This window comes from Streptomyces silaceus, from assembly GCF_001419745.1.
GTDB lineage: Bacteria > Actinomycetota > Actinomycetes > Streptomycetales > Streptomycetaceae > Streptomyces > Streptomyces silaceus.
In genome coordinates this window covers 1-22,543 of sequence record NZ_LIRJ01000367.1, presented here as the reverse complement: position 1 = coordinate 22,543, position 22,543 = coordinate 1, and the positions used below count along the sequence as shown (strand labels likewise).

18 protein-coding genes and 2 pseudogenes are annotated in these 22,543 nt (G+C 70.3%); 11 read left to right on the top strand and 9 right to left on the bottom strand.

What is annotated here, in order from left to right:
* Nucleotides 1–17: 17 nt before the first annotated feature.
* The 3 genes from AOK22_RS29715 to AOK22_RS29705 form a co-directional block, all read right to left on the bottom strand.
* Nucleotides 18–452 carry a roadblock/LC7 domain-containing protein gene (locus AOK22_RS29715; protein WP_055701810.1) on the bottom strand — a complete coding sequence of 145 codons (435 nt, stop codon included), beginning with the start codon at nucleotides 450–452 and terminating at the stop codon, nucleotides 18–20.
* Complete coding sequence (locus AOK22_RS29710) at nucleotides 449–3,088, bottom strand: sensor histidine kinase (protein WP_055701809.1); 2,640 nt, start codon at nucleotides 3,086–3,088, stop codon at nucleotides 449–451. The genes AOK22_RS29715 and AOK22_RS29710 overlap by 4 nt, the downstream gene beginning before the upstream one ends.
* 63 nt (nucleotides 3,089–3,151) lie before the next feature.
* Nucleotides 3,152–3,925, bottom strand: a complete 774-nt coding sequence (locus AOK22_RS29705; protein ID WP_055701808.1) for an MHYT domain-containing protein — start codon at nucleotides 3,923–3,925, stop codon at nucleotides 3,152–3,154.
* Nucleotides 3,926–4,077: 152 nt separating this feature from the next.
* Between AOK22_RS29705 and AOK22_RS29700 the strand changes: the two genes are divergently transcribed.
* Nucleotides 4,078–4,677 (top strand): class I SAM-dependent methyltransferase, encoded by a 600-nt coding sequence (locus AOK22_RS29700; protein ID WP_055701826.1) that lies wholly within the window; start codon nucleotides 4,078–4,080, stop codon nucleotides 4,675–4,677.
* 27 nt (nucleotides 4,678–4,704) lie between these two features.
* Here the strand turns inward: AOK22_RS29700 and AOK22_RS29695 are convergent, their stop codons facing one another.
* Complete coding sequence (locus AOK22_RS29695) at nucleotides 4,705–5,463, bottom strand: alpha/beta fold hydrolase (protein ID WP_079036900.1); 759 nt, start codon at nucleotides 5,461–5,463, stop codon at nucleotides 4,705–4,707.
* Between the two features lie 135 nt (nucleotides 5,464–5,598).
* On the opposite strand from AOK22_RS29695, the gene AOK22_RS29690 reads away from it, so the two are divergent.
* Nucleotides 5,599–6,132 (top strand): PadR family transcriptional regulator, encoded by a 534-nt coding sequence (locus AOK22_RS29690; RefSeq protein ID WP_055701825.1) that lies wholly within the window; start codon nucleotides 5,599–5,601, stop codon nucleotides 6,130–6,132.
* Here the strand turns inward: AOK22_RS29690 and AOK22_RS29685 are convergent.
* On the bottom strand, nucleotides 6,109–7,014 hold the full coding sequence (locus AOK22_RS29685; protein ID WP_055701806.1) for an oxygenase MpaB family protein: 906 nt from the start codon (nucleotides 7,012–7,014) through the stop codon (nucleotides 6,109–6,111). The genes AOK22_RS29690 and AOK22_RS29685 overlap by 24 nt on opposite strands.
* A gap of 100 nt (nucleotides 7,015–7,114) precedes the next feature.
* Between AOK22_RS29685 and AOK22_RS29680 the strand changes: the two genes are divergently transcribed.
* Together AOK22_RS29680 and AOK22_RS29675 are read left to right on the top strand one after the other, a co-directional pair.
* Nucleotides 7,115–7,420: a hypothetical protein gene (locus AOK22_RS29680; RefSeq protein WP_055701805.1), complete on the top strand. Its 306-nt coding sequence runs from the start codon at nucleotides 7,115–7,117 to the stop codon at nucleotides 7,418–7,420.
* Between the two features lie 124 nt (nucleotides 7,421–7,544).
* The gene (locus AOK22_RS29675; protein ID WP_055701804.1) at nucleotides 7,545–8,369 is read left to right on the top strand and encodes a hypothetical protein; all 825 of its coding nucleotides are present in this window, start codon (nucleotides 7,545–7,547) and stop codon (nucleotides 8,367–8,369) included.
* Between the two features lie 116 nt (nucleotides 8,370–8,485).
* On the opposite strand, the gene AOK22_RS29670 is transcribed toward AOK22_RS29675, so the two are convergent.
* The gene (locus tag AOK22_RS29670; protein ID WP_055701803.1) at nucleotides 8,486–8,668 is read right to left on the bottom strand and encodes a hypothetical protein; all 183 of its coding nucleotides are present in this window, start codon (nucleotides 8,666–8,668) and stop codon (nucleotides 8,486–8,488) included.
* Between the two features lie 168 nt (nucleotides 8,669–8,836).
* Nucleotides 8,837–9,892 (bottom strand): fatty acid desaturase family protein, encoded by a 1,056-nt coding sequence (locus AOK22_RS29665; RefSeq protein ID WP_055701802.1) that lies wholly within the window; start codon nucleotides 9,890–9,892, stop codon nucleotides 8,837–8,839.
* A gap of 247 nt (nucleotides 9,893–10,139) precedes the next feature.
* Here AOK22_RS29665 and AOK22_RS29660 point away from each other — a divergent pair, with 247 nt between their 5' ends.
* The 3 genes from AOK22_RS29660 (at nucleotide 10,140) to AOK22_RS29650 (ending at nucleotide 16,197) form a co-directional block, all read left to right on the top strand.
* Nucleotides 10,140–13,019: a DEAD/DEAH box helicase gene (locus AOK22_RS29660; RefSeq protein WP_055701801.1), complete on the top strand. Its 2,880-nt coding sequence runs from the start codon at nucleotides 10,140–10,142 to the stop codon at nucleotides 13,017–13,019.
* Nucleotides 13,016–14,338, top strand: a complete 1,323-nt coding sequence (locus AOK22_RS29655; RefSeq protein ID WP_425264086.1) for an SWIM zinc finger family protein — start codon at nucleotides 13,016–13,018, stop codon at nucleotides 14,336–14,338. Before AOK22_RS29660 ends, AOK22_RS29655 begins: the two co-directional genes overlap by 4 nt.
* A 506-nt stretch (nucleotides 14,339–14,844) precedes the next feature.
* Nucleotides 14,845–16,197 (top strand): esterase-like activity of phytase family protein, encoded by a 1,353-nt coding sequence (locus AOK22_RS29650; protein ID WP_055701800.1) that lies wholly within the window; start codon nucleotides 14,845–14,847, stop codon nucleotides 16,195–16,197.
* Nucleotides 16,198–16,274: 77 nt separating this feature from the next.
* On the opposite strand, the gene AOK22_RS41080 is transcribed toward AOK22_RS29650, so the two are convergent.
* The gene (locus AOK22_RS41080; protein ID WP_244165129.1) at nucleotides 16,275–16,856 is read right to left on the bottom strand and encodes a hypothetical protein; all 582 of its coding nucleotides are present in this window, start codon (nucleotides 16,854–16,856) and stop codon (nucleotides 16,275–16,277) included.
* A gap of 324 nt (nucleotides 16,857–17,180) precedes the next feature.
* Nucleotides 17,181–18,347, bottom strand: coding sequence for a xylose isomerase (gene xylA, locus AOK22_RS29640; RefSeq protein ID WP_055701798.1), 1,167 nt, complete (start codon nucleotides 18,345–18,347; stop codon nucleotides 17,181–17,183).
* 123 nt (nucleotides 18,348–18,470) lie between these two features.
* On the opposite strand from xylA, the gene xylB reads away from it, so the two are divergent.
* The 4 genes and pseudogenes from xylB to AOK22_RS43095 form a co-directional block, all read left to right on the top strand.
* Entirely contained in the window at nucleotides 18,471–19,925 is a 1,455-nt protein-coding gene (xylB, locus tag AOK22_RS29635; RefSeq protein ID WP_055701797.1) for a xylulokinase, read from the top strand.
* Between the two features lie 14 nt (nucleotides 19,926–19,939).
* Nucleotides 19,940–21,148, top strand: coding sequence for an ROK family transcriptional regulator (locus AOK22_RS29630; RefSeq protein WP_055701796.1), 1,209 nt, complete (start codon nucleotides 19,940–19,942; stop codon nucleotides 21,146–21,148).
* Between the two features lie 399 nt (nucleotides 21,149–21,547).
* A pseudogene (locus AOK22_RS29625) lies at nucleotides 21,548–22,175 on the top strand (acetamidase/formamidase family protein); the annotation flags it as partial.
* A gap of 2 nt (nucleotides 22,176–22,177) precedes the next feature.
* Nucleotides 22,178–22,494: pseudogene (locus AOK22_RS43095) on the top strand (acetamidase/formamidase family protein); the annotation flags it as partial.
* Nucleotides 22,495–22,543 lie beyond the last annotated feature (49 nt).

Here is a 22,543-nt window from a genome sequence, read left to right as displayed (position 1 = left end):
ACGTCGACCGTCCCCGGTCATCCGGCGGCCTGCGGTGGCGTGGCGCAGCGTGCCGGCGTGTAGAGGTGCTCGCCCACCCGCTTGACCAGGCGTGCCATCTCGTACGCGACGAGGCCGATGTCGGCTCTGACCGAGCTGAGTACGGTGAGGCAGGACCCGTCGCCCGCTGCCGCCACGAACAGGAAGGCGTCGTCCATCTCGACCATGGTCTGACGCACTCCCCCGGCCCCGAAGTGCCGGCCCGCCCCCTTGGCCAGGCTGTGGAAGCCCGAGGCCACGGCGGCCAGGTGTTCGGCGTCCTCGCGGGTGAGTGCGGTCGACGCGCCGACCGGCAGTCCGTCGTTGGACAGCACCACCGCGTGCCGTACCTCTCCGACGCGCAGCACCAGGTCGTCCAGCAGCCAGTCGAGTTCGCCGCTCCGCCCAGTGGGGGTGCGCTGGTCCTGGATCATGTGGGTTCTCCTTCGCTGCTGTCGCTGCCCGGTACGGGACGTTCGGTGGCGGGGACCGGGGCGACGACGCCCGGGAGCCGGCCGCCGCCGCGTACCCAGCCGTCGCGATAGGCCGCCATGCGGTCACGCACCTGCTCGGGGCTGCGGTCGTCCGCTCCCGCGGTGCCGGTCGGGCCCTGTCCGTCGGTGTCTGCCGGGCCCTCGCCGTCCCCTGGGCGTTCGCGTAGTTGAGGGGCGAGGCTGGCCTGGCGGACGCGGCGCGGCAGTTCGCCTGCCGTGTCCTGCTCCTCGGCTTCCAAGACACCGGGTGATTCGGCGCCATCGAGGCTGCGGTCCGGGGTACGGGGCTCGCCTGCGTCCCGGGTCCTGTGCGGCCGCAGCTTGGTGACGCCGGGTGGCTCCGGGGCCTGGGTCGCGGCTGCCAGGGCGGGTCGGGGGGCCGGTCCGGGAACGGGAGTGCTGTTCATGTGCTGTTGCGGAGCTCCTTGCACGCGTGCGTGCTCGTTGTTCAGGGCGTCCGGAGCGGTCCTGCGCTCCACTGTGTGGGCCTCTTCGTTCTCCGTCGTGTCACTGTGCAGGAGCGCGGTGGGCAGGAGTACGACGGCGGTGGTGCCGCCGTAGGGGGACGTGCTCAGATGCACCTTGATGTGGTGCCGTGCGGCGAGCCTGCTGACTACGAAGAGGCCGAGTTGGTCGCTGTCGAACAGGTCGAGCGCCTCGGACTGTTCGATGCGGTGGTTGGCCTCGGTGAGCGCGTCCGCGCCCATGCCCAGGCCGCGGTCCTCGATCTCCAGGGCGTAGCCGTTGCCGACCGGTTCACCGCTGACCCGCACCTTCGTGTGCGGTGGTGAGAACTGGGCGGCGTTCTCGACGAGTTCGGCCAGGAGATGGGTGAGGTCGGCGACGGCGGTCCCGAGGATCGAGGCGGCGGAGAGCTGGCGCACTTCCACGCGCGCGTAGTCCTCGACTTCGGAGACCGCCGCGCGAACCACGTTCGTCAGGGACACAGGCATGCGCCAGGCCCGGCCCGGTGCCGCTCCAGAGAGGATGATCAGGCTCTCCGCGTGGCGCCTCATACGGGTCGTCAGATGGTCCAGCCGGAAGAGGTCGCTGAGCTCGTCCGGGTCGTCGGCCCTGCGCTCCATGGTGTCCAGGAGCCCGAGCTGACGGTGCACGAGGACCTGGCTCCTGCGGGCCAGGTTGACGAACACTCCGGAGATGCCGCTGGCGAGCTCCGCCCGTTCGACCGCCGCGCTCAGGGCCGCCCGGTGGACGGTGCAGAGCGCCTCGGAGACCTGCCCCGCCTCGTCCTCCGCGGGCGGCCCGACGGGAGCTTCGGCGTGGATGTCGATCTCTTCCCCGGCGCGCAGTCGTCGCATGGCGTGCGGGAGCTTGCGGCGGGCGATCTCCAGAGCGCTGTTGCGCAAGCTGACCAGTTCGACGACGAGGCCGCGACCGATGCGTACGGAGATGACGAGTGAGGCGGCGACGGCGACCAGCCCCAGGAGCACGGCGGCACCGGCCGAAGTGAGCACGCCGTGCGCGAACGGTTCGGAGCGGTCCGCGGCGCTGCGGGCCGCTCCGTCCTCGATAATGTCGAGATCCTCCCGGACAGCCGCGTAGGACGTGTCCCAGGTACCCGCGGGAGCCGCGGCGAGTGCTGCGCCACCGGGCTCGGCCACGAGCACCTTGTCCTCGACAGCGCGCACGGCAGCGTAGGCGGCACCGCTCTCCACGCCGCGCCAGGCAGCCCGTTCGGATCCGCGCAGGTCGGCGACCGCCGTCTCCGCCAGCGTCCTGCGGGTGTCGACGGCGCCGGTGAACAGCCGGAGCCGTTCACCGGCCAAGGCCCCGTCCAGCCGAGCGCCCGCGAGCACGGCGTCCTCACGGGAGAGCATTTCGCCCGCCCGGGAGAATTCGAGGAGCACGCGCGCGTAGGAGCCCGGTGCCGTGTCCTGCATGCCGGTGAGTGCGCCGCGCACGCCGAAGGCCTGCGTGATCGTCTTCGTGTACTGGCCGTAGGTCGCGTCCCAACCCGTTCGGCGATCCAACACTTCGGTCCGCAGCGAGCGCAGTGCCGCCGCTCCGGTGACGAATTCTTCGAGACGCTCCGCCACACCATCGGGCAGGCCCGCTCCATCGGCGACGGTCCGGCCTTCACCGAGGCGCAGTGCGTCCACGGCCCGGTCGGTGCGCGCCGCCTGCCTCTCCAGGACCGCCCCGCGGTCCGCGCCGGGTTCGGTGGCGTAGCGCACGGCGGCGACGCGTTCGGCCTGGAGCGAGGTGATGGCGGCCGATACCGGGGCGCGCACTTTCGTGTCGGCGGACTGCAACAGCCGCAGGCGTGCGACGTCTTGTGCGGTCGTCACGGTCGCGTATCCCCAGAGAGCGAGCAGCGACATCACGGGCACCATCAGCAGACACACGATCTTCGCGCGCACCGTGCGAGGCCTCAGCCGCCACCGCCGCGCCCGCGTGGGCACTCGTTCCGACGCGGTGTCCGCGAATGGGTCCTCTCCGGAGAGGCGTTCGTCGGCGGGTGGGCCCGCGTGGGCCCGGCGGCCGCGCACGGGAGAGACCGGCTGCGACGCTTCGGCGTCTGCGGCCGTTTCGGCGGTGCTTCGGGGTGTACGCATGGCCTCCTCGCTCGGATGGGTTCGGGGCGTCCTCCCGGCCGTCGTCGGCCGGCAAGGGCGCCTCTATCGGGCGGCGCTCTCGACCGGCCGCTCGGCCGACACGGAGGCCTCGCGTTCGCCCGTGGTCGGGGACAGTGCGACGAATGCGGAGGTCAAGAAGAGGTAGGAGCCGAGCCCGACGGCGAGAGGGAAGATGAACTGCGTCGTCGTGGCGCCGGACAGGGCTGCCCCGGAGGGAGTCACCCGCACGCTCACGGCGAGCATTCCGGTGTAGTGCATGCTGCTCACGGCGGCCCCCATGACCAGTGACGCCACCGCGACCGCCGCAGGCGACTTGATGTTGAGGCCCGCCCACAGAGCAGCGGTCGCCGCGACGACGGCGATGACCACGGAGGCCCCGACGAGCAGAGGGTCGTACCGGACCTCGCCGTGCAGTCGCAGCGCCGCCATGCCCAGGTAGTGCATGCTCGCGACGCCCAGTCCCGTGGTGAGTCCGCCGAGCACGAGCGCGCGCCCGCGGTCGCGGCCGTATCCCACGGCGAAGACTCCGGCTCCCACCACGGCCATCGCGACCATGAGGCTGAGGAGGGTCAGCGGGACGTTGTAGCGGATCTCGGTGCCGGTCACGCCGAAGCCGAGCATGGCGACGAAGTGCATCGTCCAGATGCCGGTGCCGAGTGCGGAGGCTGCGGTGACGAGCCAGTTGCGGCGAGAGCGGCCCGAGGCTCCCAGCGCGCGAACGGTGCAGCGCAGTCCGAGGGCCGCGCCGATACAGGCCATCGCGTACGACAGCACGGGGGTCAGCCAGCCGAAGGTGGCGTGGTCCAGGTGTCCCATGGCCCAAGGACGCTAGTCCGACCAGGAGCGCACAACGGGGGCGCATTTCGAAACCTGATGGAATGTGACTGAGAGAGGATCCTGAACGATCGCGTCACGCTCGAACGAGTGCACCCAACGCGCGTGCGACTCTTTGCGGGATCATGGGGCGCATGAGCGACGACCACACACAGGTCCAGGAATTCTTCACGGCCCGCGCTGCCGACTGGGACGCCCGCTTCCCCGATGACGGGCCCGCGTATCGGGCCGCCGTCGCCGAGCTCGGACTCGGCGAGGGAACCCGAGTCCTCGACGCGGGCTGCGGTACGGGCCTGGCGCTGCCCGCGCTCAGGGAGGCCGTGGGGCCCTCCGGCGTGGTGCTCGGCGTGGATCTGACACCGGCCATGCTGGAGGCCGCGACACGCGCGGGCAGGGACCGCGACGGGCGCCTCCTGCTCTCGGACGTGACCCGCCTGCCGCTGCGCACGGAGTCGCTCGACGCCGTGTTCGGCGCCGGCCTGATCTCCCATCTGCCCGACCCGGCGGAGAACCTGCGGGAGTTGCGGCGTGTGGTGCGTCCCGGAGGGCTGCTCGCGCTGTTCCACCCGATCGGCAGGGCAGCCCTGGCGGCGCGACAGGGGCGGCAGATCACTCCGGGCGACCTGCGGGCCGCGGCCAACCTCGGTCCGCTCCTCGCCGGCTCCGGCTGGCGGATGACGTCGTACGTCGACGAGGACGCCCGGTACCTGGCGCTGGCCGTACGCCAGGACTGACCAGCAGCTCGGCTTACGAGACGCAGGTCAGGGACGCCCTGCGACGACAGCCACGAATGCGTCCACGTTGTCGAACATGACGTTGTGTCCCGCATCCGGCACGACGACCACCCGCACTCCGGACGCCATCAGCTCATCCTGCCCCACGAGTTCGCCGCTGGCCGCGCCCTGCACGAAGACGCGGTCCACGGTGAGCTCCATGAGCATCCGGCGCATCGTGGGCCGCGTCCCCGCCACGAGCCCGATCGCGCTCCGATGCAGCGCCCGGGCATCCGCGAGACGCATGGTGGCCCGCCAGAAGGGCCCGACCTTCTCCAGCACGCGCGCGTGGCCACCGCCTTCGACGAACTCCTCCTCGGTGTACCCGGCGATGCCGCTGCTGCCCGCCGTCGCCGGTGGATTCGGATCGAGGTTGGCCTCCGTGAGCACCAGTCTCGACACCAGGTCGGGTCGCCGGTGCGCGAGCACGATCGCGACGGATCCCCCCATGCTGTGCGCGACGAGCTCCGCACCGGTCACGCCTGCCTCGTCGAGTGCCCCGGCCAGCGCGTCCGCGTGGTCCTCCAGGGTGTAGCCGAAGTCGGCGGGACGGTCGCTGATGCCGTGCCCGGGCAGGTCCACGAACAGCGAGCGCCGACCGGCCAGTTCGGGCCTCGCGGCGATGTGCGCGTGATAGACGGTCGAGGCCGCGCCGAGGCCGTGGACGTACACCCGCGCCGGCCCTGCCCCTTCGGCCTCCGTCCAGCGCACACAGTTGCCCCGCGCATCGAACCGTGCCTCACGCATCGCCGTACCCCGTTCCCGTATCCGTGCCCTGTCGTCTCGCCCTGCGCGAGCACTCGACCGAGGATACATCGACGCCGATGTATTGCGACACAGATGTACGTCGCTGCGGATGAAACATGCGGCAGAATGCGGATCATGCTCGAACTGGCCATCCTCGGATTCCTCTACGACAGCCCCCTGCACGGCTACGAGCTGCGCAAGCGCATCACCGCGCTGACCGGGCACGTCCGGCCCGTCGCCGAGAGCACGCTGTATCCCGCGATCAAGCGGCTGGAGAAGGCGGGGCTGCTCGCGCGTGAGACACAGCCCGGTGCCGTGGCGGCGCCGCGTCATGTCCTCAGCCTCACTCCGGAGGGCAGGCAGGAACTGCGCAGGCGACTCGCGGAGCCGGCGCGGGGGGACATCACCGACGAGAACCGCTGGTTCACGCTCCTCGCCTTCCTCCGCCATCTCGACGACGAAGCGGCGCAGGCGGAAGTGCTGCGGCGGCGGCTGGCCTTCTTGGAGGAGCCCGCGAGTTTCTTCTACGAGGGCGAGCGACCGCTGCGCGCGGAGGAACTGGACGATCCCTTCCGGCGCGGCATCCTCACCATCGCCCGAGCGACGAGTCGCGCCGAACTCGCGTGGCTGCGTACCACCTTGGCGTCACTCGCCGCGAACGGTCGCTGATCTGTCCTTGTGCGGCACGGGGCATCCCCGGACACCGGGCACGGGGAACGAGCCGAGCTCGGCCACCTCGTATCCGTCGGGGTAGCCCTTGATCTCACGGTTCTGGCGCGCGTAGTGCGGTGCTCGACGCGGCGCCATGAGACGTACAGTGCGTCCCCTGAGCCGGACCGCGCCCCTCACCAGTGAGCGGGTGACCGTGCCGGGCTGCTCGTACCGGAAGGCGCACAAGAGGGGCTCGTCGAGCAGCGCGAGGGTCACGTTGCGCAAGAGGGGTGCCAAGGGGCGCGGATACCAGGAAGCCATCAGGTCGAGCGTCGCGTCCGACACCTCGCGAGCCCCTTGGTCCCAGCCGAAGTTGGCCTCTTCGTAGGCATCGAGGCAGTTCTCGAACTCCTCGTAGGAGCCCGGGATTTCCTTGATGCCCATGTGCTCGCCGAGGGTGCGGTAGTAGACGGCCGCGGCGGCCGCCTCATGACGCGACAGCCTGCGCCATCCGTAGACGTCGATCCACCGCTTGGGCACCACCACGAACGTGCACAGCACGTAGCGCATGTCGTCGTTGCTGATGTCGTAGCTGCGGTGCATCTGGTTGATGCGGCGGATGGCCGTGCGCCCCTTGTCGCTTGCGAACCCGTGCTCCACGACGGCGTCCAGCAGAAGCGCAGTGTCGTCGTACCTCTTCTGCGTACGGTCCGTCAGTTCGGCTGTCTGTGCCAGCAGTCGACCGATGCTGGGGACGGCATAGGTGCGGTAGAGCGCGAGTTCCAGTGCGCGTGTGTAGTCCCACGGGAACTCATATGTGGTGGTGAGCCGGTAGATCTCCAGAAAGTCCCGCTCCGGGTCCAAGCGCCTGATCTGCTCGAGCCGCTCGAATCGCTTCACCGCGCGGTCCCCCTTCTGTTCACCGGACCACTAACTCTACGTTGGTGAAAGGAAGAGGAGCGATCTGCGGTGGCATCCGCACCGGGGGAAGGCAGCCCACATGTTTGACGCACTCCGCAGGTTCTGGCGCGCCGACAAGCGCACACGCGACGAGAGCGATCGAGCGCACGACCGTGACCGGCACAAGCGCCCGCACAACCTCTTCGAAGCGGCCGCCGTCTATGTCGCGGCCTGCGCGGAGGACGACCAGGACGAGATGGACGAGGCCACGGGTTGGGTCTCTCCGGAGGCCCTGTCGTTCGGCGTCAGCGAACTCGCCTGCCGGGCCGTCATCGCCCTCGCACGGGAACGCGACGAGTCCCCGCAGGACGTGGCCCGTTCACTCCTGGGCCTGCCCGCCGCCTGAGCAGCACCGCGCCGACGGGGCGCCACAAGTTACCCGCTGGTGAATTTCCTGGTCATCCACCTCTCGACGATCTCCGGGGCGAGTGGTTAGGGTGCGCCGACGGACAAGCGAACGGGAGACTGGCATGGCCGGGACGGACGACGCTGTCGCCGCCGATGACGACGCGCTGTACGTGCTGACGGCGGTGCTGCTGACACCCGCGAAGTTCCCCAGCGTGCTGGGCGACGACTATCCGGAGGCGTGCGCGGCGCTGGACCTCGCGCCGCTCGCCGCCGGGTACGGACTGGTACTCGGCCAGGACGGCGAGGGCGCGCGTTGGACGGTCGTCGTCGACGACGTGTCGCTCGTGGCCGTGGCCATCGCCTCCTGGGACTGCGGCATGGAGTACGACCTCTCGCCCGACGAGAACACCGTGGTCACCGCGCTGCCCGGCTGGCCGCTCGCGGTCGCTGTCGCGGCACCCGGTGTTCCGGCGCCGCACGATCCGGAGCCGGGCCCCAACGGCTCGGCCCGGGAGCCGCTCGCTCCACCGCAGGCCGACACCTGGGGGCCGGCCCAGCGCCGCCTGGGCGCCGACGAGATAGCACTGCAGTGGGCGTCCTGGCGCGAGCAGATCGACGACGCCGACTTCGTGACCGACGGTCCGGCGGAAGCCTCCCCGGAGAAGGCCGACGAGGAGCCGCCGACCGGTGTCCGGCGCGTCCTGGCCGAAGCCCGTGCGTACGTGGACACTCCCCCGCCCCTGGGCCGAGTGCGGTCCTCCTTCGCCTCGGGTGACGCTCGGACCCTGCGCGCCGACGGCCCCGGCTGGTCGATGGTCGCCCGGACCGACGACATCGCGTTCGTACTGCTGGACGAGGAGCCGGGCGAGGTCGTGCCGGTCGGGCGCGGCCCCGAGCTGCCCGCGCTTCTGGAAGCGCTCGACAAGATGGCGGTCCGCCCGGCCTGAGTACGGCCCGTGGCCGGCCATGGGCCCTCGCTCGCCCCTTTCCGACCGCTCGCGGAACCAAGCGCGTCACCGCCGCAAGCGGCGGGCGGCGCGGAAGCGCCGCACAGGCCTGTCCGTCAGTGGCCTATTTCCTTGCGGGTGACCCGGCGCAGCCGGCGTCGCTGGCCCGGGTCGAGCGTCAGGTAGGCCGCCGCCGGGACTCCGAGCACGATGAGGAATGCGGCCCACCAGGGCAGCCAGATCAGCAGGATGAGCCCGGCCGCCACGCCGCCTGCGGCGATCTTCGCGTTCTTCGACATGTGCGTCGCCTCCTTCGCGGCCTCTGCCGCTCTCTGTATGGGAAAACGGGGATGGATCCCCCACGGTTCCTGACCGCACCCCTGAGAGATCCCTGAGCCGCACCCCCTAATGGTTGCTCAATCGGCTCCCGCCCACGACGCCCGTGCCGGCCCCGTTTCCTTCGACCGCTACTCGACGCGCAGCGGCTCACCGACCTCGTACATGTGACGCAGCACCTGCCGGTAGGAGTCGACAAAGCCGGTCTCCGCGTAGGGCATGCCCACGGCGGCGCAGTGGGCACGTACGGCGGGCCGGGCGAGCCGCAGGTGAGGACGGGGCATGCTCGGGAAGAGGTGGTGCTCGATCTGGTAGTTGAGCCCGCCGAGGAACCAGTCGGTCACCGGGCCGCCCTTGATGTTGCGCGAAGTGAGCACCTGCCGGGCCAGGTGCCCCATGCGTTCGCCGCCCGGTTCGGGCATTTCCATGCCCTTGTGGTTGGGAGCGAAAGCCAGCCCGAGGTGGAGGCCGAACAGCGCCTGGTGGATGGCGGCGAAGGCGATCGCGTGACCGAGGGGCATGGCGAGCAGGAGCAGCGAGACGTAGCCGGCGAGGTGGGCGACCAGCAGGAGGCCCTCCACGAGGCGTTCGCGCGGGGACTGACGGCGCAGATCCTGGAAGCCGTAGACCTTCATGGCGATGCCCTGGAGGAGCGTCAGCGGGAAGAAGAGCCAGGCCTGGTTCCGGGTGAGCCAGCGGCGGAAGCCCACGCGGACCTTGGCCTGCTTGCTGGTCCACACGAGAACGTCGGCGGCGACGTCAGGATCTTTCTCGATGTGGTTGGGGTTGGCGTGGTGCCTGTTGTGCTTGTCGGTCCACCAGGCGGTGCTCATCCCGAGGAGGAGATTGGCGTGCACGAGGCTGATGGCACGGCTCACGGATCGCTTGCCGGTTATCTGTGCGTGGCAGGCGTCGTGGCCGATGAACGCCGTGCGGGCGCACAGGATGGAGAGCACGGGAGCCAGCAACAGCACCCACCACGAGCTGCCGAGAACGAACATTCCGATGCCCACAGCCACCAGCGCGAGGGCGTTGACGCCGATGGTGCGCGCGTACCAGCCGATGCGGCGGTCCAGGAGGCCTTGCTCCTTGACGGTCCGCAGGAGAGGCGCGAAATCACTTCCGGCGGATTGCCCGCCGGCGCTGACTGACGGGCGTTCCGCGACTGCCGCGGCGGCCTGGGGCATGGTGGTCTCCGGTCTTCGAAACAACGGGCTGACCTGATAGAACGTACGGATCGGTGACCTTGGGCAACCATGGCGCCACCACCCGTGTCCACCCGGGGGCCAGCACCGCCCGACAGTGGGGCTGGCTACACCCTCCCCACGCGAAGTGACCGGGATCACTAGAGGTTCGCTGCCACGAAACGCGGATCGTGAGGTACTCTCGGCCGCTCTGGTCTCAGTAGTCAAATTTGAGGAATGCGTCATCGCTGTGCACAGGCTCCCTGTCGTGTCCCCCTCCGAGATCCCCGAACTGTCGCGCTGTTCGGTTCTTTTCGTTCCTGCCGACCCGGCTCGCGAAGGGCAGGTCGCCTTCTGGCACCCCGACGGCACCGAGCCACCGTCCAGCGCTGCGGGCGCACACTCCGAACTGGCTGTCGCCGTACCGGGCGACGACGGTGCCGAGCTCGTCCGCGTACCCGCGCTGCTCCTCCCCGTCCGCACCGCGCTGCCGGTTCTTACGCGCGCGCGTGCCGCATCAGGAACCCATCCGACAGCCGCCTTCTGGGGAACCGCGGGCGTCCTCGCCCTGCAACTGGCGGCCCGCGGGCTGCTGTTGCCGGGACTGACCGTCAGCGACCACGACGCGTGGCGCGCCGGGCCGCTGGGGGCCGAGGATCTGCAGCGCCTGCGCGAGCTGGCCGCGGCGATGCCGCCCGCCGCCCACGCGCTGCCGCTGAACGACGTGGCACCTCTGCGGCTGCCCGAACCGGAACGCCTGCTGCGCCAGTTCCTCGACGCGGTGGCCGACACACTCCCGCGCTCCCCCGCCGCGGCTACGGCAGCCGCAAACCCCGCCTTCGCGGCGCCCGAACCCCAGCACGTGCCGGAGCAGCGCGCCTGGGCCCTGGACGTGGCCGCCGGGCACGATGCGGGCGTACGGATCTCGCTGCGCGTGGAGATCCCCGGCCTCACATCGGTCACCGAGGACGGCACCCGGCTGCCCTTCCGGGCCGTACTGCAGCTGCACAGCGTGAGCGATCCCTCCCTCGTCGCGGACGCGGCCGAAGTGTGGGCCGAGTCAGGGGCCGCGGGCCAGGCCTTCGGCCCGCGCGCGCGGATGGACGCCCTTCTCGCCCTGCGTCGTGCCACGCGCGCGTGGCCCGCGCTCTCGCCGCTGCTGTCAGCCGGTGTTCCGGACGCGATCGAGCTGGCCGACGAGGATGTCACCGAGCTCCTGGGCGAGGGTGCCCGGATGCTGGCGGTCGCGGGCGTCGAGGTCCACTGGCCCCGGGAGTTGGCTCGCAGTCTCACCGCGCGCGCGGTCATCGGCCCAGCGGACGACGCGCAGGACGAGGAGGGGCGCAGTCCTGACAAGCTCTCCTCGGACACGCCGTCCTTCCTGTCCGCCGACGCTCTGCTCGCCTTCAACTGGCGCTTCGCGCTGGGCGACCAGCAACTGTCCCGCGAGGAGCTGAACCGGCTCGCCGAGGCGAACCGTCCCGTGGTGCGCCTGCGCGACCAGTGGGTCCTCATCGACCCCGAAGCGGCACGTCGCGCCCGAGACCGCCAGGATCGCAAGGTCACCCCCATCGACGCCCTCAGTGCCGCGCTGACAGGCACCGCCGAGGTCGACGGCCGGCGCTTCGACATTCAGCCGACGGGATGGCTTGCCACCCTGCGTGAACGGCTTGCCGACCCCGAAGGGATGGAGCCGGTCGGTCAACCCGCCACCCTTGCCGCAGAGCTGCGCGACTATCAGCTGCGCGGTCTGAACTGGCTCGCCCGGATGACGTCCCTCGGGCTGGGTGGCTGTCTCGCCGACGACATGGGTCTCGGGAAGACCATCACACTGATCTCGCTGCATCTGCACCGGCAGACACAGGAGGAGTCCGCGGGACCCACCCTGGTGGTCTGCCCTACCTCGCTGATGGGCAACTGGCAGCGCGAGATCGAGAAGTTCGCGCCAGGCACGCGCGTGCGTCGCTTCCATGGTGCTCAGCGCGGCTTGGAGGACCTGTCGGACGGCGAATTCGTCCTCACCACCTACGGAACGATGCGGCTCGACGCGGAGAAGCTCGGACAGATCTCCTGGGGCATGGTCGTCGCGGACGAGGCGCAGCACGTCAAGAATCCTTACTCGGCCACGGCCAAGCAACTGCGCACCATCGGGGCCCGCGCGCGCGTGGCGCTCACCGGCACTCCGGTGGAGAACAACCTGTCCGAGCTGTGGGCCATCCTCGACTGGACGACCCCCGGCCTGCTCGGCAAGCTCGGGACCTTTCGCACGCGTTACGCACAGGCCGTCGAGGGCGGCACGGACCCGGCCGCCGCCGAGCGCCTCGGGCAGCTCGTGCGTCCGTTCCTGTTGCGCCGTCGCAAGTCGGATCCGGGGATCGCGCCCGAGCTGCCGCCGAAGACGGAGACCGATCGGGCCGTCTCGCTCACCACGGAACAAGCCGGCCTCTACGAAGCCGTCGTGCGGGAGACGCTCGCCGAGATCTCCGGAGCCGACGGTTTCGAACGACGGGGTCTGATCGTCAAGCTCCTCACCGGGCTCAAGCAGATCTGCAACCACCCGGCGCAGTACCTCAAGGAGGACAAGCCCCGGATTCCTGGCCGCTCCGGAAAGCTGGAGCTGTTGGACGAGTTGCTCGACACGATCCTCGCCGAGGACGCGAGCGTGCTCGTGTTCACGCAGTACGTCCAAATGGCACGACTGATCGAACGGCATCTGTCGGCCCGCGGTATCCCGTCGCAGTTCCTGCACGGCGGTACCTCCGTAGCGGAGCGAGAGGCGATGGTGCAGCGATTCCAGGACGGCGACGTCCCGGTCTTCCTGTTGTCCCTCAAGGCAGCCGGTACGGGCTTGAACCTGACGCGCGCCGAGCACGTCGTGCACTACGACCGCTGGTGGAACCCCGCGGTCGAGGCTCAGGCCACCGACCGCGCGTACCGCATCGGGCAGACACAGCCGGTGCAGGTGCACCGGCTCATCGCGGAGGGAACCATCGAGGACCGCATCGCCGACATGCTGCTGCGCAAGCGGGAGTTGGCCGATTCCGTACTCGGTTCCGGCGAGGCAGCACTCACCGAGCTGACCGACGCCGAACTGTCAGACCTGGTGGAGCTGCGAGGGGGCACGCGATGAGCGACATCCATGACGAGACCTATGGCGTCGGGGACGACGCCCCGCGCGCGGGGATGCCCTCGGGCGAGCGCACCTTCGCGGCCATGCCGCCGGCGCATGGCCGGGGCTTCGCACAGACCTGGTGGGGACAGGCCTGGCTCAAGGCCCTGGAGGACACGGCACTGGACACGCAGCAGCTCAAGGCGGGGCGCAGGCTCGCGCGCGCGGGTGCGGTGGGGGCGGTCTCGGTGCGTCCCGGCAGGATCACCGCCGTCGTGCAGGACCGCGACGGCTCGTCGCACCGTTCCGACGTCCTGCTGCAGGAGATGAGCCCTGAGGAATGGGACCAATTCCTGGGAATGGCCATCGAGCGGGCCGGGCACATCGCGGCTCTCCTGGATCGTGAGATGCCGCCGCACCTGGTGGAGGACGCGGTGGCTACCGGCATCGAGCTGCTACCGGGCATCGGTGACCTGGAGCCCGAGTGCGACTGCGACGCGTGGGACCACTGCGGTCACACGGCAGCACTCTGCTACCAGGTGGCGCGGCTGCTCGACCAGGACCCTTTCGTGCTTCTCCTGATGCGAGGGCGAGGGGAACGCGAGCTCCTGGACGAGCTGCAGGTGCGCAGCGTCGCGCGGACCGACGCGGCGGCGACCGTCGAGGACGGCCAGGATGCCGCCGCAGAGGGCGTGGACGCCGCCGAGGCGTACGCGGACGGCGCCATCCTGCCTCCGCTGCCCGCGCTGCCTCCGCTGCCCGAGGAACCGGGACTGCCGCCGACGCTCGACACGGAGGTGGAGCCTGTGCCGGGCCTCGACGTGGCAGCGGTCGAGTTCCTGGCCGCGCAGGCGGCGGTCGAGGGGTACCGGCTGCTGGCCGAGGCGCTCGCTCCCGGGCACGACCGTCTGCCGGTGGAGGGCGAGCTGACCGTGAGCGAGGACGCCGTACGCCTTGCCGCAGCACATCCCGTCCGGGCCGTCGAAGCGCGCCTCTCCGAAGTGTCCGACCGGGGCAGGGACGGTCTCGCGCTCGCCGTGCGGGCCTGGGAGTACGGGGGCCGGGCGGCGCTCCAGGTCCTTGAGGAGGAATGGACGCCGAAGGGCGAGGCGATGGCACGCGCGCGTGCCGCGCTGGACGCGGCATGGGACGAGGACGAGCGGCCTCAGCTGCGCGCGGCACGCAACCGTTGGACCGTCGTCGGCGCGGACGCTCAGCTGCGCCATGGCAGGGACGGCCGTTGGTGGCCCTACCGCAAGGAGCGCGGGCGTTGGGCCCCTGCCGGGGCTCCGGCCCACGACCCGGCGACGGCACTCGCCGTGGCCGGTGGAAGCGAGTGAGGCGGGAGCGGGCGGCGACCGGTTGACGGGCACGGCCGTCCCGGGCGCCCCGTCGACCGGCACGCCGCCCCGGTTACGGGCGCGTCGGCGCGGAGAGTGTGTGGCCGAAACCTGCACGGCGCCCACCGGCGCGTTCGCGTGAGGCGTCCGTGCGCCGGGAACACCGGCGCACGCACTCACCCCGGCCAGCGATTGAGCGCGGCCATGTCATAAGCGAGCGTGGACCACGTCGGTTCAGGGAGGTCTGACCGCACGAGCCGCCCCAGGCTCGACAGCGGGGGCATCGGGTTCATCAGGCTCCGCCAGCACGCTCTATCTGAAGGGGGATGACCAGGGCACTCAGTCCCACGGCTACTGATCGGACCGGTGGTCCTCGACGGCGCCTCCTGCCCCTCGCGGGAGGCGCCGTTTGCGCGTCTCCCTGCGTTCACCTGGCAGCCCCCTCGCGTTCGTGGCGGCGGCGAAGTCTGACCGCTGTCACCGAACTCGTGCCCCAGGAGGCCCCGATGTCCCCGCACGCCGCCCGCAAGGGCCGTGTCCGCCGTTCCGCAGCCGTCGGCGTACCGCTCGCCGTGATCGCCGCACTCGTGGCGACCGGTACCGCCACCGGTCAGCAGGCGAGCGGGGGCCACAAGAAGGCACACGTCACCGGTGTGGCGACTCTCGGGGACATCCCTCTCGGCACGTTCAGCAACGGTCTGCTCCCGGGGACAGTGAGCGACGACCGTGGTGTCGACCTCGGCGGTATCGGAAGCGACCTCTACCCGGCAGGCCGCAAGGGCGAATTCTGGACGGTGACCGACCGGGGGCCCAATGGTCAGATCAAGGTGGACGGCAAGAAGCGCCGCACCTTCCCGGTGCCCGGATTCGACCCGGCTATCGTGAAGATCCGTGTCTCGGGGGACAAGGTCAAGGTCGTCTCCGCGCTCCCGATCACCACGTCCTCCGGGAAGCCCGTCACCGGCCTGCCCAATCAGAAGGGACGCGACGAGGCACCGTACTCGTACGACGCGAAGACTCCTGTTTCGTACGACCCGAACGGGCTGGACACCGAAGGCATCGTGCGGGCGGCCGACGGAAGTTTCTGGCTGGTCGACGAGTACGGCCCTTCCCTGATCCACGTCTCCGCGCGCGGGAAGGTACTCAAGCGTTACGTGCCCCAGGGACTCGGGCTCCAGGGCGCCGACTACCCGGTGGTCGAGGCACTGCCCGGGATCCTGCTGCACCGCAAGACCAACCGTGGCTTCGAAGGCCTCGCCCAGCTCCCTGGCGGGGACCTGGTGATGGCGGTGCAGAGCCCGTTGTCCCTCCCTGACGCGGACGCGGGTGACGCCTCGCGCACCACACGACTGCTGCGCTTCTCGCCGAAGAAGCAGGCTGTGACCGCCGAGTACGCCTACCGGTTCGACCCCGTGGACGTCGTCGACCCCGGCGAGGACGACACCTCCGAGCTGAAGATCTCCTCCGTGGTCGCCGTCGGCCGCGAGCGGCTGCTCGTCCAGGAGCGCACCGACAAGGCCGCACGGCTCCAGAGCGTCACGCTCGATCGGCGGGCGAACATCCTCGGCGGCAAGTGGGACAAGGACACGACGCAGCCCTCCTTGGAGCAGCTCGACGACCCCAGCGCCTCCGGAGTGCCGGTCCTCGACAAGCGGCTCGTCGTCGACCTGGGGACCGTCGACGGTGTGCCCGGCAAGATCGAGGGAGTCGCCCGGGTCGACAGCCGCACCCTTGCCCTCATCAACGACAACGATTTCGGCATGACGGACGGTCCGGAGGCCTTCGACAAGGACGGCCGGCTGGTGGACAGCGGAGTGGAAACTTCCGTGACGTACGTGCGCCTGCCGCGGAAGTACTGAGGCGCCGCCTTGGAGGCCTCTCTTGGGGGCGCTTTCGATGAGGGCGCGAATGCGCCTTCTTCGGAGACACCGCTCAGTCAGGACAGCGGCTTGGTGAGCTTGTGCTTGCCCGAGCCGCTGTCCCCCGCCAGGCTGCACGCGACATCGTCGATGCCAGCCTTGTAGCCATAGGCGTCGGGGTACTGCACCAGAGTCCCGCGTACGGTACCCGAGGGCTGACTGCGCGCCTTGCGTTGCAGCGGCCTCTCGCACAGCGCGGCGGCTTTCTTCTTGAGAGCCGCGTCTGTCGCGAACGAGCCGTCCAGTTCGGCGAGTTCGACCAGCTCGGCGTCGTGTGGTTCATGGCACGACTTCTTCGCTGCGCGTCCCGGCCTGCTGTCGCTGATGTCGAAGCACTCGCCGACCGTCAGCAGGTAGTACGGGGCGTCGTCGCCCGCCCGCGAGGGCAACAGTGAATCGAGGTCGCTGGGGAAGCCCGTGGGCAGGGAGGGGAACCCACTGGGCAACCCCGTAGGCACATCGCTCGGCAGCCCGGTGGGAAGCCGGCTCGGAATCTGCGGGACGCTCAGTGTCGCCGTGGGAGTTCGATCGCTCTTCTTGGTGCTCTCAATGGGGCTCTTCTTGCCCTCTCCGTCGTCACCCCTGGTGGCCACCAGCACCACAGCGACGATGGCTCCCAGGGCAACGATGACCGTGAGGAGGGCGAAGAGCCCACCGCGCCTGCCTGGGGGCCGGCCGGGAGGCGGGGTGGGCGGCCACCCACCGCCGTCCGGAGGCAGCCCGAACCCACCCCCTGCGGGCGGGCCGAAACCGCCTCCGCCCCCGGGCGGTGGACCACTGGGCGGCGGTGGAGGCGGCTGGGGCGGCACGGGTCGCATGGCCATACCATCAAGCGTCGCCTCGAACCGGTCACCAGACGACCCCTGTGCGGCAGTTGATACGAACCACGGGATCCGCTCAGCAGCGGACCTCTGGGGGCGCACTCAGCCCCGGGCCCCCAAGAGGTGATCCATGGCGAGTTGGTCGAGGCGCTCGAAGGCCATCCCGCGCGCGGCGGCCGCCTCCACGTCGAACGCCTCGAAGGCGGCCCGGTCGGCGAGCAGGCCGGACAACCCGTCTTCAGCGGTGGGAAGCGCCAGTTCGTCCAGCCGCGCAGTCCGCAGCGCCTCCTGGACCTCCGGGTCCGAGCGGAACGCAGCCGAGCGCTCCCGGAGGATCAGGTAGTTGCGCATGCAGCCCGACGCCGACGCCCACACACCTTCGTAGTCCTCCGTACGGGGAGGCTTGAAGTCGAAGTGCCGGGGCCCGTCGTAGCCGCCCCTCTCCAGCAGGTCCACCAACCAGAAGGCGCTGCGCAGGTCACCCGCGCCGAACCGCAGGTCCTGGTCGTACTTGATGCCGGTCTGGCCGTTGAGGTCGATGTGGAAGAGCTTGCCGGACCACAGTGCTTGAGCGATCGAGTGCGGGAAGTTCAGGCCCGCCATCTGTTCGTGGCCCACTTCCGGGTTGACGCCGAACAGTTCGGGCCGCTCCAGACGGTCGATGAACGCCAGGGCATGCCCGACAGTGGGCAGCAGGATGTCACCGCGCGGCTCGTTCGGCTTCGGCTCGATCGCGAAGCGCAGGTCGTACCCCTGTGTCGTGACGTACTCGCTGAGCAGATCGAAGGCCTCCTTCATGCGGTCGAGCGCGTCGCGCACGTCCTTCGCGGCACCGGACTCCGCGCCCTCCCTGCCACCCCACGCGACGTAGGTGCGCGCGCCCAGCTCGACCGCCAGGTCGATGTTGCGGATCGTCTTGCGCAGCGCGTAGCGGCGTACGTCGCGGTCGTTGGCGGTGAACGCGCCGTCCTTGAAGACGGGGTGGGTGAACAGGTTCGTGGTGGCCATCGGCACGACGAGACCGGTGGCGTCCAGTGCCTGCCGGAAACGCTTGATGTGCCCCTCCCGTTCGGCGCCCGATGATCCGAACGGGATCAGGTCGTCGTCGTGGAACGTCACTCCGTAGGCACCCAGTTCCGCGAGGCGCCGCACTGACTCGGCGGGGTCGAGCGCGGCCCTGGTGGCATCTCCGAACGGATCCCGGCCCTGCCAGCCGACGGTCCACAGGCCGAACGTGAACTTGTCCTCAGGAGTGGGTTGGTAGTTCATGTGTGACTCCCTCGCCTATTTCGTCATGGCCGTTTACAAATTAGTATCCGAGGGCTCCTCTGGGAAGGTCAGGGAGGGAACTCCGGGGCTAGCCCGGGGAGAGCCGCAGGAACGGAGACCGCCATGTCATCAGCTCCCGCCGCACAAGGGCCTCTGGTCGTCGGCGTGGACAGCTCCACGCAGTCCACCAAGGCCCTGGTCGTCGACGCGGCCACCGGTCGGATCGTGGCGAGCGGCCAGGCTTCGCACCGTGTCAGCACGGGTGAGTACCGCGAGAGCGACCCCCAGGATTGGTGGGACGCCCTGTGTGCGGCTCTGGCCCAGTGCGGGCGGGCCGCCCGCGAGGCCGCGGCGGTGTCCATCGGCGGCCAGCAGCACGGGCTGGTCACGCTCGACAAGGACGGCGCCCCGGTGCGGCCGGCCCTGCTCTGGAACGACGTGCGATCGGCCCCGCAGGCACGGCGCCTCGTCGAACGGCTCGGCGGCCCCAAGGTGTGGGCCGACCGCGTCGGCAGTGTGCCGGGGCCGTCCTTCACCGTGACGAAGTGGGCCTGGCTCGCCGAACACGAGCCGGCCGTCGCCCGTGCCACCGCTGCCGTGCGTCTCCCCCACGACTACCTCACGGAACGCCTCACCGGGGTCGGCACGACCGATCGCGGCGACGTCTCCGGAACGGGGTGGTGGGCATCGGCTTCGGAGACGTACGACGAAGCGATCCTCGACATGGTGGGCCTCGACCCGGCGCTCCTCCCCCGCGTCGCAGATCCCGGTGAAGTCGTCGGCACCGTCCACAGCGGCGGTGAACTGCTTTTCTCCAGGGGCACACTCGTCGCGCCCGGCACCGGTGACAATGCGGCAGCCGCCCTGGGACTCGGCCTGCACCCCGGCACACCCGTACTGAGCCTCGGTACCTCGGGCACGGTGTACGCGGTATCAGAACACCGCCCCGCCGACCCGACCGGAACCGTCGCAGGATTCGCCGACGCACGCGGCGCTTGGCTACCCCTGGCCTGCACGCTCAACTGCACACTCGCCGTGGACCGGGTGGCCTCGTTGCTGGGCCTGGAGCGCGAGGCGGTCGAACCGGACGGTTCAGTCACCGTCCTGCCGTATCTGGACGGCGAGCGCACACCGAATCTTCCCCACGCCTCGGGGGTGTTGCACGGGTTGCGGCACGACACGACGCCGGGACAGGTGTTGCAGGCGGCCTACGACGGGGCCGTGCACGCGCTGCTCGGGGCGCTCGACCTGGTCCTCGACAGCGACGCCGACCGCTCGTCCCCCTTGCTGCTCATCGGCGGCGGAGCCCGGGGTACCGCTTGGCAGCACACCGTACGGCGCCTCTCCGGGCGTCCCGTGCAGATCCCGCAGGCTCAGGAGCTGGTCGCGCTCGGCGCCGCCGCGCAAGCCGCGGGGGTACTGACCGGGGAGGATCCCCGCGCCATCGCGCGGCGCTGGAACACCGCGCAAGGCCCTGTGCTCGACGCTGTGGAACGCGACGAAGCGACGCTGTCGCGGATCTCCGGGGTACTCTCCGACGCGGCGCCGCTCCTGGAGAGGGCGCCCCATGGGGAGTGAGGGCTGACCGAAGCATGACCGCACCGCTGCACGATGCGCGCCGGGGGACATCTGGTGCACGGCTGCCCGACACCCAGCAGTCGATGCGCCGCCGCAATCTCTCCCGGGTGATGCACACCGTGGCCGCGCACGGACCGCTGTCCCGTGCCGCCGTGGCCTCCCGCATCGGTCTGACGCGCGCAGCCGTATCCACGTTGGTGGACGAACTGATCCGGTCCGGACTTCTCGATGAACTGGGTCCGGAGCGCCCCGGCAAGGTGGGCCGCCCCGGGTCCGCCCTCGCTGTCAGCGCACGCGGGCCCGTCGGCATCGGCGCCGAAGTGGGCGTCGACCACCTCGCGGTCTGCGCGGTCGACCTGCGCGGTGAGACACGAGCACGCGCCGTGCGACCGGCCCGAAACCGTGGCCGTGCGGCCGTGCCAGTCCTGGAAGAACTCTCCCTCCTGGTGGACCGGGTGTGCGCCGAGGCCTGTCAGGCAGGACTGTCCCCGGCAGGCCTCGCGGTGGCTGTGCCCGGCCTCGTCGCCCGCGACACGCGCACGGTCGTCCGCGCCCCCAACCTCGGCTGGCACGACATCGACCTGACTCCCCTGCTGTCGACCGACTTGCCGTTGACCGTGGATAACGAGGCCAACTTCGGCGCGCTCGCCGAGCTGTGGCTCGGCGAGGAGTCGCCCGAGGACTTCCTCCATGTCTCGGCGGAGATCGGCATCGGCGCCGCGCTCGTGGTCGACGGGCAGGTGCTGCGCGGAACACACGGATTCGCCGGCGAACTGGGGCACATGCCCGTGCGGCCCCAAGGCGCCCCCTGTCCCTGCGGCGGTCGGGGCTGCCTGGAACAGTACGCAGGTGAGGAGGCAGTGCTGCGCGCGGCGGGTCTGGACCCCGGCGAGGACCGGGTGGGGCTGCTCGCCGAGCGCGCCGACGCAGGGGACAAGGCGGTGCGGAAGGCGCTGCGGGGCGCGGGGACGGCGCTGGGCATCGCTCTCACCGGCGCCGTCAATCTGCTGGATCCGCAGGCCGTGGTACTGGGCGGCGCGCTGTCGCGCCTCGCGCCATGGCTGCTGCCCGCAGTGGAAGAGGAGTTGAAGGAGCGCACCGCGGGGCGGGCCTGCGGTGTGACGGTCTCCCGCCTCGGTCCGGACGGACCACTGCTGGGCGCGGCACACTCGGTGGCGCGGGCGGTACTGGACGATCCGGCAGCGATATCTCGGGCCGAATGACCGGTGGGCCCGGCAGGATCAGACGGTCCAGCCTCGCCCGATGGGCCGATACGGCCACTCCGATCCCTCGATCGAGTGGCTGAGTTATCCACAGTCACGAGGCTGTACACAGATTCGAGCCACGCTCTTTCGCCTGGACCAGCGGGCGCCGTACCGTAATTCGCGTGAGGCGCCGCCGTCCAGCGACGGCAGAGGCCGCATGGATCGGGGGATTCGGATGTCGGGGGGAAACCACTCCAGGGCTGTGCCGGGCAGCCATCGGGCTTCGCGCGGTCCTGTTCCAGAGCATCACGACACGGAACAGTTCGAGTTGCTCGGCGCACGCGGTCGGCGCAACGCCCCTCCGGGTGGAGCAGCCGGGAGCGACACCCCCTCCGGACAGAGTGGAGCAGCACAGCGATGAGTGACGCCAAGATCCTGACCGTGCGTCCCCAAGCGGGCGATTACGCCTGGACGTTCGGCGGCGCGCCGCCGGTGGCACGTGTCGCGCCGGGCACGGTTCTCGACCTGTTCACGGAGGACTGCTTCGCTGGGAAGGTGCGCTCCGAGAAGGACCTCGTCTCCGAGGTCTGTGAGTTTCCGTTCCTCAATCCGCAGACCGGCCCGTTCTACGTGGAAGGTGCCGAACCAGGTGACACCGTGGCGGTACACTTCGTGTCGATCGAACCAGCCCGCGACTGGGCGGCCTCCACCACGGTTCCTCTGTTCGGTGCTCTCACCTCCACGCACGCCACGGCTTCGCTCCAGCCGCCGCTGCCCGAGACCGTGTGGATCTGGCAGCTCGACCGGACGCGCCGCACCGCTCAGTTCAGCGCGCGGGACAGTGATTTCACGCTCGAGCTGCCCATGGACCCGATGCACGGAACCGTCGGTGTGGCGCCGGCGAATCTGGAGGTGCGCTCGGCACTCGTGCCCGACGCTCACGGAGGCAACATGGACACCCCTGAGATGCGGGCCGGTGTCACCTGTTACCTCGGGGTGAATGTCGAAGGTGCCATGGTGAGCCTGGGCGACGGGCATGCCCGTCNNGGCCCCGGCTGGAGTCCGACACGCACATCATCTCCACCGGGTCGGCGCGACCACTCGAAGACGCGTTCCGAATATCCCAGCTCGACCTGGTGCAGTGGTTGGTCCGTGACTACGGCTTCAGCGAACTGGACGCCTACCAGTTCGCGACGCAGACGGTCGAGTCCCCCCTCGCCAACGTCTGCGACACCAACTACACGTGCGTGGCCAAGATCCGCAAGGAATGGCTGCCACGGCGAGAGACGCACCGCGGACTGCACGCACACCTGCGCGAAACGGCCGCTTCACTCCCCCACCCCACGTCCCACAGCCCCCCCTAGCCCCCGTCTTGGCCTTCGCCTCGGCCAGGGCCGTGGACCACTCCAGTAC